Here is a 9,622-nt window from a genome sequence, read left to right as displayed (position 1 = left end):
GTCGATGGTTTCCAGGCGGTCGAGCATCGTCAGCCGTTCGGGTGTGGTGAGCACATCGAAGTCCAACTCCAGCAGGCGATCCTGGATCGTGTCGAGTGCGTCGAAGACCTCGACGATCTCTTCACGGGTGCTGGCTGCCATGGTTGAAATGCTAGAGACACCCACCGACAACTCCGGGCCCGAAAGCCCCCGGAATCCTGAAAATTCCCTGAAAACCCGGTCCCGCAGCCACATTCGGCCACTTTCATCCACAGACCAGAAGTTGTCCACAAAATCCGTTCACCCCCTTGACAATTGGCAGATCCTCTGGGAAGTCGCATTTCCGGTCCGGCGCAGTCCATCGCGGCAACACACCAGGGTCGGGTCGTACACATGACCGACGAGCCCGGTACCGTTTCAGTGACCCGCGAAAGCCGGGATCGTCCGGCCCCCGCGGGATGCGGATCTGACGGGTCGTAGTTGTCCTGTGCCGGGCCTGGCTGGCAATCGTGGTGAACTCCGTACTAAACTAGAACACGTTTCAATTCGGCCGGCATTCCAGGAGTAGGCATGCACACGCCCATATGCGACCAACTGGGCATCGAGTTCCCGATCTTTGCGTTCACCCACTGCCGCGATGTCGTCGTCGCCGTCAGCAAAGCCGGCGGTTTCGGCGTCCTCGGCGCGGTCGGTTTCACACCGGAGCAGCTGGAAATCGAGCTGAAGTGGATCGACGCGAACATCGGCGATCATCCCTACGGCGTCGACATCGTCATCCCCAACAAGTACGAAGGGATGGACTCGCAGCAGTCGGCGGAGGAACTCGCCGAAACCCTGCGGAAGATGGTGCCCCGGGAGCACCTGGATTTCGCCAAGAAGATCCTCGCCGACCACGGTGTCCCGATGGAGCACGCCGACGAAGACACATTGCAATGGCTGGGCTGGACGGAGGCGACGGCCACTCCCCAGGTCGAAGTCGCGCTGCACCACCCGAAGGTGCGGATGATCGCCAATGCCCTGGGAACTCCCCCGGCCGACATGATCGAACACATTCACAACGAGGGCCGCGTGGTGGCGGCACTGTGCGGCTCGCCCTCCCAGGCACGCAAGCACGCCGACGCCGGCGTCGACATCATCATCGCCCAAGGCGGTGAGGCCGGTGGTCACTGCGGAGAGGTCGGCTCAATCGTGCTGTGGCCCCAGGTTGTTCAGGAAATCGCACCGGTCCCCGTCCTCGCGGCGGGCGGCATCGGCAGTGGCTACCAGATCGCGGCCGCGCTGGCGCTCGGCACTCAGGGAGCGTGGACCGGCTCGCAGTGGCTGATGGTCGAAGAATCGGCGAACACACCGGTGCAGCACGCCGCCTACGCCAAGGCCAGCAGCCGCGACACCGTACGCAGCCGCTCGTTCACCGGCAAGCCCGCACGGATGCTGCGCAACGACTGGACCGAGGCGTGGGAGAACCCGGACAATCCCAGCCCGCTCGGCATGCCGCTGCAATACATGGTGTCCGGCATGGCGGTCAAGGCCACCCACAACTACCCGAACGAGACCGTCGACGTGGCGTTCAATCCCGTCGGCCAGGTCGTCGGCCAGTTCACCAAGGTGGAGAAGACGGCGACGGTCATCGAGCGCTGGGTGCGCGAGTACCTGGAGGCGACAACACGCCTCGACGAGCTGAACGCGGCCGCGGCTGCTGTATAGCCGCAGCCCGCTGCGCCGCTAGTCTTTCTCCTCGCCGGTGAGAACGTCCTTGACCCGGTCGACGGCGTGTGTGCCGATTTCGATCGAACTCTGGACGATTCCGCTGGCGCCGCCGGCGATGTCGCCGCGAATGATGTCGCTGGCGTTCTCGACGATGTCCGAGGCCTTCTCGACCGCATTGGTCGCGATGTCACGAACTGCGTCTACCGCATCTTTGGGATTGAGAGCCATGAGAGTCTCCAAATTCTCCTGCGAAATTCCGTTGCCAAGATAGTTCGACTGTAGAACGTCGCGCACTCAAACGGCTAGTACTCGTCGGTGCCGGATCACGGCTCAGGCGGGAAGAACCCGGCCCCGGTGAACCAGCCCTCCTGCCAGCCCTGCGCCCCCAGGCACAGCATCGGCAGGCCGGCCGGCGATTGGGCGGCAGACTGCGGCTTGGGGCAGGGGGCGCCGATTTCCTGAACCCCGTACAGCGGATAGGAGATAACCCAGTAACCCTCAGTCGCGGGCGGGAACTGGTTGGGCGGCGGAAAGTGGCACGCCTCGGCTTGGCCGCTGGGCCCACGCCCGAAGATGAAACGTTCATAGTTGCCGCACGGCGCGCCCAGCGAAGCGTCGTAGTTCATTCCGGGCACATCGCCCGGCCAGCGCCCGTTGTCGGCGCCGGCCACCGGCGCACAGGCGATCATCGCCGAACCGGCGATTGCACTGGCGGTGAGCAGTTCCCGAATCATGTCTTACTCCGATTGTTGGTGATTGCTGGTTGGAGGGTCCGTCTGGCACCGGCGAGCATTCAACAAAGAGCATAGCGATTGCAACGGGCGCCACAAGGCCGGATTCGGTGCGGTAGGTTCCGTTCGTGACGGCGGCGAAGAACGTAGTACCTACGCTGGATTCTGACAGCGGTGAGTTGACTCTGCACACCGGAGTCACCGGCCGTGGCGCGCTGATGGGTCACCGGCTCACCATCTTGATGACCCGCTGGCGAGTGAGTGTCGACTGGGCCGGCGAAGAACCGGCTTCGAGCACCCTCACCGTCGACGTGGATGCGCTGGAGGTGGTGCGCGGCGAGGGCGGCCCGAAGGGCCTGTCCGCCCCGGAAAAGGCCCTGGTGCGTTCGAACGCACTGAAGTCACTGGGGGCCAAGAAATTTCCCGAGATTCGTTTCACCGCTGACGAGATCCAGCAGATCCAGGACGGATACCGTTTGGCCGGCACCCTGCACATCTGCGGCAAGTCGCGCCCGCATCAGGTCGATGTGCGTACCGAAGACCTCGGCGATTCGTGGCGGCTGTCCGCGGAATCCGCGGTGCGCCAGACCGATTTCGGCGTCAAGCCCTTTTCGATGTTCATGGGGTCGCTCAAAGTTGCCGACGAGGTGGCTCTCTCGTTCTCGGCGGACTGGCACAAAGAAGTCTGACGGCTACTCCGGCGGGACGCCCGGTGCGGCAGCGGTACCCGGAATGTGTTCGAGCGCTCGGCTCAACCGAAGTTTGCGGGTGGCGGGGTGCTCCACCGGGGGGGACGGCGCCACCGCCCCAGCCGGCATGGGTGCGGCAGGGGTCACAGCGGCTTCGGCTACGGGGGCGACCGGGGGCTCGTGCGAGCCGTCCCGCGAGGGACCGGAATCCCTGCCGGGCGCCAGTTGGATACCCACCGCCAGGGAAACCGAGACGACGAAAGTGACCGCGGCGGCAGCCAACGCCGTCGCCGCACCCGCGTACTGCCGGGATCGGCGGCGTACGGCCGGAACCGGCGCCGCGACGGCGGCCACCAGTTCGGCGTCGGTGAATTCGGTGCTGTGTGCCGCCTCCAGCGCCGCGCCGCGCGCGACCGTCACCTGCGCCATGGTCTGCGCGAAGACGGGCACCGGCAAGACCTTCTTCAGTTGCCGGGAAAAGTCGTTGGCGGTGTCCTGCGAACCGACTGCCACGACGCCGCCGGGACGCCGGCCGAAGTCGTCGAACATTGCGGTCAGCCGGGATGCCAGATCACTGTAGTCGCCGGATATCCCCATGACGGCCGACTGGACGTCTCCGTCATGGGCGTCGACCACAGCGACGGTCGCACTCCGGGAATCGAGGATGCAGACGGCGGCTTGCTCGTATCCGATGATCGGTGCGACCGCCTGGGCCAGCGCCTCGACCGCGCTGAGTAGCGGGACCGGTACGACGTTGTCGAATCCGGCGTCGTTGAGCACCTCCAGCGCCAGAGCGGCCTGGGCCGAAGCCTCATCGCTCCAGGTGATCCCCACGACACGCAACCGGTGTTCGGTGCTGACGGCGAGACTCCGGGCCGCCTGGATCTCGGCTGCGACCCGTTCCGCCATCGCCACCGCGGACGTGCCGTGACCACTGGGGAAGGGGTCGCGGCCGTCGTGCAGATGCAGCTCGCGGCTGCCCAGTATTGTGCCGTCGGCACCGTGCCCCTCAGCGAGGACCCACCCGATGGTGGTCGGCGTCACCGACAGCCCAAGTACCGTATCCAAGTTTGCGCACCTCAATCAGTCGCGGATCGGCGGCAACTCCGTCGTGCCGCCGGGTACCAGGAGGGCAGGCGGTGTGGCAGATGGGCGCCGGAACGGTCCGGTATCACGTTCTGTAGTCGACTTGCTTCCAGAGAGCTTACGCGGGGACGCAAGTGCGGCGACACTCCCCGCCGGCCGTGATCGTTGCGGCCTGGCTCGATTCCAAATGGGTAACACCTGCATAACCAGGCGGCGTGTGCCGGGCCGGTGCGCGCGTATGCGGGGTTACAACGAACGTGGCCGATCAACGCGACGGGTGGACAACGCACCGTTGCCGCCTGCGCGGGGGTCGCCGAATACACAACCGAGATACGTTCACGACAGATCCGACACCGTGGCTCCGCGCGCGGTGAATTCTGGCCGGGAGCACAAGCTACTGAGGGATAAGGGGCACAGGCTATGACAGACGTGAGCGGGAAGATCCGGTCCTGGGCTCGTCGACTTCTGGTGGGCGCGGCCGCGGCTGCGACCCTGCCGGGGCTGATCGGATTCGCCGGCGGCGCGGCGACTGCGGGAGCATTCTCCCGGCCGGGTCTGCCTGTCGAGTACCTACAGGTGCCGTCCGCGGCGATGGGCCGCAGCATCAAGGTGCAGTTCCAGAGCGGCGGCGACAATTCTCCGGCGGTGTACCTCCTGGACGGCCTGCGGGCCCAAGACGACTACAACGGCTGGGACATCAACACCCCGGCGTTCGAGTGGTACTACGAGTCGGGCCTGTCGATCGTCATGCCGGTCGGCGGCCAGTCCAGCTTCTACAGCGACTGGTACAGCCCGGCGTGCGGCAAGGCCGGCTGCAGCACCTACAAGTGGGAGACCTTCCTGACCAGCGAGCTGCCCCAGTGGCTGTCCGCCAATCGCAACGTCAAGCCCACCGGCGGCGCGGCTATCGGTCTCTCGATGGCAGGCTCCTCGGCGATGATCCTGGCCGCCTACCATCCGGACCAGTTCATCTACGCCGGCTCGCTGTCGGCGCTGCTGGACCCGTCCAACGCCATGGGCCCGACGCTGATCGGCCTGGCCATGGGTGACGCCGGCGGCTACAAGTCCTCCGACATGTGGGGCCCGTCGGGAGACCCGGCGTGGCAGCGCAACGACCCGACGATTCAGATCCCGACGCTGGTCGCCAACAACACCCGCCTGTGGGTCTACTGCGGCAGCGGCAGGCCCTCCGATCTGGGCGGGGCGAACCTGCCGGCGGAGTTCCTGGAGAACTTCGTCCGCAGCAGCAACATCAAGTTCCAGGATGCCTACAACGCCGCCGGTGGCCACAACGCCGTATTCAACTTCGACGCCGATGGCACGCACAGCTGGGAGTACTGGGGTGCGCAGCTCAACGCGATGAAGGGCGACTTGCAGGGCACGCTCGGCGCCCACTGAGTTCCGAGGCGCTAGCCGGCTGGACCGAACACCCCGGTGATATCGGTCCAGCCGGTGCCGTCGGTTCGGTGGTCGTTGGTGTTCCGGCATTCCCCATAGACACGAAACACCCCGAGGTCGGGCTTGTCGTCATGGCCGTAGACGCTCGCGGTGACTCCCCCCTTGGTCAGAATCCGCCCGTAGCTGTGGCCATTCAGGTCAAGGCCTTCGGTCCAGCCGTCGGAGATCACCTTTTCCGCGACGGCCGGCAGGTAGGTGCCGGGGCGCGTATCGGCGGGGACCTTGAAGATCACATACACCGCGCCCTGGTAGGGCGGGCTGTCGTGATCTCGGCACGACATCAGCATGTAGGAGGCGCTGGTGACGTGCAGTCCCGCGACGACGACGATCTCGCGGGCGGCGTCGGTGGCCTGGGCGCGACTCTGCTGATCGGTGGCCGGTTCACCCGTCGGGGTGAGCGGGTCTGTTGTTGCGGATTGCAGCCGGTCCACTGCCAGAACGGCTCCCGCCACCAGCACGGCGAGGGCCACCGTGATGAACAGGCCGACGAGGCCTGGCCGCGACCGTTTTTCTCCCATACCGCCATTGTGTGCCACACCGTGGTGCCCCGCGGGTTGACGCGCGCGCGGCGGGAATTCTCGGCGCCGTGACGGTGACATAACACGGCGAAACCCTAAGAGTTTGTCTCACATTTCGCGCGGCGGCTGTTTGCTGCGGGCATCGTCGAGTGCTTGCCGACGCACTGCGCCCGCGCCGGTTTCAGGTGCCGTTGTCGCTCCGGCGACCAGTGCCGACGCGTGCTGACCACCGGGTTTCCGGTGGTGCGCAATGGCCGAACCGGCGGGCTGGACCGCCGTCCCACGCTCGTTTGCGCCAATCTCGGTCCAATAGACAGGGCGTCTCATAGTTTTCTCGAGCCGGTAACGCTTTGAGCACGGTCGGCGAAATTCCCGGCATGACGAACATCGCAAAGCCCCTGATCAAGTCTGCCGCCGCCACCGGATTCGTGGTGGCCTCGATGGCGATCGGCGGCGGTGTCGCCGCCGCGGAAGCCATGAATTGGGAAGCCGTCGCGCAGTGCGAATCCGGCGGAAACTGGGCTGCCGACACCGGCAACGGCGCCTATGGCGGACTGCAGTTCAAGCAGGCCACCTGGGAGGCCTACGGCGGTACCGGAAACCCGGCAAAGGCCTCTAAGCAGCAGCAAATCGCGGTTGCCAACCGGGTCCTCGTCGGCCAGGGGCCCGGCGCGTGGCCGACCTGCTCACGCGCCGGCGGCCTGCCCCCGGTGTCGGTGGCGGGACTGCCCCAGCCTGCTCGGCAGCTGGAGCAGACCATCATGTCGATCATCGAGATGTTCATCCCCAACCAATGATTGTCGGCGGCCCCGCCCGTTTCGTTACACCGCGCATGATTGGATTCCCCTATGCAGGGTTCGGCAACGGTGCATATGGCGGCGCCGGCACAGCGAATATGGGAATTGATTGCCGATATTCGAAACACCGGACGCTTCTCCCCGGAGACGTTCGAGGCCGAGTGGCTCGGTGATGCGACCGGCCCCGAACTCGGTGCGCGGTTCCGCGGGCATGTGCGGCGCAACGAGATCGGGCCGATCTACTGGACCACCTGTGAAGTGACGGCGTGTGAGCCGGGCCGCGAGTTCGGGTTTGCTGTGTTGGTCGGCGACCGTGCGGTGAACAACTGGCACTACCGGTTGGCGCCGGCCGACGGCGGCACCGACGTCACCGAGTCGTTCCGGCTGGCATCGTCGCCGCTGAGCAACCTCTACTGGCTGTTGGGCGGATTCCTGCGGAAACGTCGCAACATCAGGGACATGACCACGACGCTGCGACGCATCAAAGATGTGGCCGAGGCCGACTGAGGGGCGGCTCGATCGGATCGCCGAGCACCTTGTTGCGGGTGCGGGCAGCGGGATGGACCGGCATCGGCAATACTGTATGCGGCGAGTCAGCGCGGCCGGATCGGTCGGCTGTAGTGGTGTGGAGTACCGAAGGTGGCGTGTGAAGAACCGGTTGGCCGTAGTTGCGGTGCTCGCGGCGGGAGTCGCCGGCGTGGTTTCCGGGTGCGCTGTCGCCCAGACGGAACCGCTGGCGCCGGCGCGGGTGAGCATCGGCGGCCAGACGCATGCCGCCGGCCCGCCGGAATGCACCCAGGCCGAGGAGTACTGGACCATCGACGTCCGCGACGGCGACGGCACCATGCAGGCCGTCATGGTGGTCAGCGGTGACCAGGTGATCCCGCAGTTCGTGAAATTCCACAACGTCGACGGGTTCACCGGCAGCTACTACAAGGGCGGCGTCGGCGACGCCCATGCCGAGCTGACCGGAGAGACCTACACCGTCACCGGCACCGCATCCGGCATCAACAGCGACAACCCCAACAAGGTGGTGAGCACCGACTTCGAGATCCGGGCCGGATGCTGAGCACCGGTGACGGACGCACTGCACTGGGTGGCCATGCACGGGTTCGTGCGCGGCATGGCGGGCCTGGGAGCCCGGCGGGGTGACCTGCAGGCCCGGTTGATCGCGGATCCGACGGTTGCGGCGGACCCGGTCGCGTTCTACGACGAGGTGCGCAGCCGCGGCCGGCTGGTGCGCAATCGCGCGGGTTTTCTCACCGCCGATCATCGCCTTGCCCATGAGCTGCTGAGATCCGACGACTTTCACGTCGTCTCCTTCGGGGACAATCTGCCGGCGCCGTTGCGCCGGTTGGAGCGGCGGACCCGCCGCCCGGGCCTGCACCCGGTGCAGCCGCCGTCGCTGTTGGCGGTCGAGCCGCCGGATCACACGCGCTACCGCAAAACGGTGTCGGCGGTGTTCACCTCGCGGGCGGTGACCGGCCTGCGCGACGGTGTCGAACGGGCGGCGGCGAACCTGCTGGATGGCATCGCCGGTGAGACCGGAGCCCTCGACGTGGTCGGGCGGTATTGCTCGCTGCTGCCGGTCACCGTGATCAGCGAAATCCTGGGAGTGCCAGAGTGCGACCGGCGCCGGATCCTGGAATTCGGGGAGATGGCAGCCCCCAGCCTGGATGTCGGCCTGTCCCGGCGGCAGGACCGGCGGGTGCGGCGCGGTATCCTGGGCCTGAATGCCTGGCTGGTCGAACATCTGCGCCAGCTGCGCCGCTCCCCCGGTGACGACCTGATGAGTCAGCTGATCCGCACGGCCGAAAGCGGCAGTGCGGAAACTTATTTGGACGAAGACGAGCTTCGAGCCGTTGCCGGTCTGGTGCTGGTCGCGGGGTTCGAGACCACCGTCAACCTGCTGGGCAACGGGATCGGGATGCTACTGGAACATCCCGGGCATGTGCAGACGCTCCGCGAACGCCCGGAGCTGTGGCCGAACACGGTCGAGGAGATCCTGCGTCTCGGTTCGCCCGTTCAACTCACCGCACGGGCCGCCGGCAACGACGTCGAGGTGGCGGGTGCCAGCATCAAGCGGGGCGAATTGGTGGTGATCTATCTGGCCGCCGCCAATCGCGACCCGTCGGTGTTCCCCGACCCGCACCGCTTCGACATCGAACGCTCCACCGCCGGACGGCATCTCGCGTTCTCGACGGGACGCCACTTCTGCCTGGGGGCGGCTTTGGCCCGCGCCGAAGGTGAGATCGGCCTGCGCGCCTTCTTCGACCGGTTTCCCCAAGCGCGGACCGCAGGCGCGGGCACCCGGCGGGATACCCGGGTGCTGCGCGGCTGGTCGACGCTGCCGGTGAGGCTGGGGTCGTAGTTTCTCAGTGGCTTCTCACCGCTGATCGCGAGCGTCAGCCCGGACCGTCAACGAGAGGGCTCACGTTCCGCCGGTGCCGCCGTCGCCGCCGGTGCCGTCGGCGTTGCCGGCGTTGCCGGAGGTGCCGTTCGGCGTGCCGCCGGTGCCACCGGTCCCGCCGTTGCCGCCCGGGGTTCCGCCGCCCCCACCCCCACCGCTGGCGCCCTGGCCGCCACCGCCGCCGCCGGGCCCGCCGTAGCCGTTCACCGCACCCGTGCCGCCGGCCGCGGCGGCGCCGCCGGTGCCG

The 9,622-nt window shown here is 66.8% G+C and carries 12 protein-coding genes; 7 read left to right on the top strand and 5 right to left on the bottom strand.

Features of this window, described 5'->3' with window-relative positions; all coding sequences use genetic code 11:
* The first annotated feature begins 549 nt into the window (after positions 1–549).
* Positions 550–1,683, top strand: coding sequence for a nitronate monooxygenase (locus ACK5M9_RS12360; protein ID WP_416893461.1), 1,134 nt, complete (start codon positions 550–552; stop codon positions 1,681–1,683).
* Between the two features lie 18 nt (positions 1,684–1,701).
* On the opposite strand, the gene ACK5M9_RS12355 is transcribed toward ACK5M9_RS12360, so the two are convergent.
* Together ACK5M9_RS12355 and ACK5M9_RS12350 are read right to left on the bottom strand one after the other, a co-directional pair.
* On the bottom strand, positions 1,702–1,914 hold the full coding sequence (locus ACK5M9_RS12355; RefSeq protein ID WP_416893460.1) for a hypothetical protein: 213 nt from the start codon (positions 1,912–1,914) through the stop codon (positions 1,702–1,704).
* Positions 1,915–2,009: 95 nt separating this feature from the next.
* On the bottom strand, positions 2,010–2,420 hold the full coding sequence (locus tag ACK5M9_RS12350; RefSeq protein WP_416893459.1) for a hypothetical protein: 411 nt from the start codon (positions 2,418–2,420) through the stop codon (positions 2,010–2,012).
* A gap of 125 nt (positions 2,421–2,545) precedes the next feature.
* On the opposite strand from ACK5M9_RS12350, the gene ACK5M9_RS12345 reads away from it, so the two are divergent.
* On the top strand, positions 2,546–3,106 hold the full coding sequence (locus tag ACK5M9_RS12345; RefSeq protein ID WP_416893458.1) for a YceI family protein: 561 nt from the start codon (positions 2,546–2,548) through the stop codon (positions 3,104–3,106).
* A gap of 3 nt (positions 3,107–3,109) precedes the next feature.
* Here the strand turns inward: ACK5M9_RS12345 and ACK5M9_RS12340 are convergent, their stop codons facing one another.
* Positions 3,110–4,174: a hypothetical protein gene (locus ACK5M9_RS12340; protein WP_416893457.1), complete on the bottom strand. Its 1,065-nt coding sequence runs from the start codon at positions 4,172–4,174 to the stop codon at positions 3,110–3,112.
* A gap of 438 nt (positions 4,175–4,612) precedes the next feature.
* Between ACK5M9_RS12340 and ag85B the strand changes: the two genes are divergently transcribed.
* Positions 4,613–5,590 carry a diacylglycerol acyltransferase/mycolyltransferase Ag85B gene (gene ag85B, locus ACK5M9_RS12335; protein ID WP_416893456.1) on the top strand — a complete coding sequence of 326 codons (978 nt, stop codon included), beginning with the start codon at positions 4,613–4,615 and terminating at the stop codon, positions 5,588–5,590.
* A gap of 11 nt (positions 5,591–5,601) precedes the next feature.
* On the opposite strand, the gene ACK5M9_RS12330 is transcribed toward ag85B, so the two are convergent.
* Positions 5,602–6,168, bottom strand: coding sequence for a hypothetical protein (locus ACK5M9_RS12330; protein WP_416893455.1), 567 nt, complete (start codon positions 6,166–6,168; stop codon positions 5,602–5,604).
* Between the two features lie 377 nt (positions 6,169–6,545).
* Between ACK5M9_RS12330 and ACK5M9_RS12325 the strand changes: the two genes are divergently transcribed.
* The 4 genes from ACK5M9_RS12325 to ACK5M9_RS12310 all read left to right on the top strand — a co-directional run bounded on the left by ACK5M9_RS12325 (position 6,546) and on the right by ACK5M9_RS12310 (position 9,336).
* Entirely contained in the window at positions 6,546–6,965 is a 420-nt protein-coding gene (locus ACK5M9_RS12325; protein ID WP_416893454.1) for a transglycosylase family protein, read from the top strand.
* Between the two features lie 51 nt (positions 6,966–7,016).
* On the top strand, positions 7,017–7,472 hold the full coding sequence (locus ACK5M9_RS12320; protein WP_416893453.1) for an SRPBCC family protein: 456 nt from the start codon (positions 7,017–7,019) through the stop codon (positions 7,470–7,472).
* 139 nt (positions 7,473–7,611) lie between these two features.
* Entirely contained in the window at positions 7,612–8,034 is a 423-nt protein-coding gene (locus ACK5M9_RS12315; RefSeq protein ID WP_416893452.1) for a lipoprotein LpqH, read from the top strand.
* A 6-nt stretch (positions 8,035–8,040) separates the two neighbouring features.
* Complete coding sequence (locus tag ACK5M9_RS12310) at positions 8,041–9,336, top strand: cytochrome P450 (RefSeq protein WP_416893451.1); 1,296 nt, start codon at positions 8,041–8,043, stop codon at positions 9,334–9,336.
* 60 nt (positions 9,337–9,396) lie between these two features.
* Here ACK5M9_RS12310 and ACK5M9_RS12305 read toward each other — a convergent pair.
* Positions 9,397–9,622, bottom strand: a 226-nt coding sequence (locus ACK5M9_RS12305) for a hypothetical protein (RefSeq protein ID WP_416893450.1), incomplete at its 5' end; no start/stop codon positions are given.

The organism is Mycobacterium sp. (assembly GCF_047975165.1).
Lineage (GTDB): Bacteria > Actinomycetota > Actinomycetes > Mycobacteriales > Mycobacteriaceae > Mycobacterium.
The sequence above is the reverse complement of the archived record's forward strand: the minus strand, read 5'-3'. Positions and strand labels throughout refer to the sequence as shown.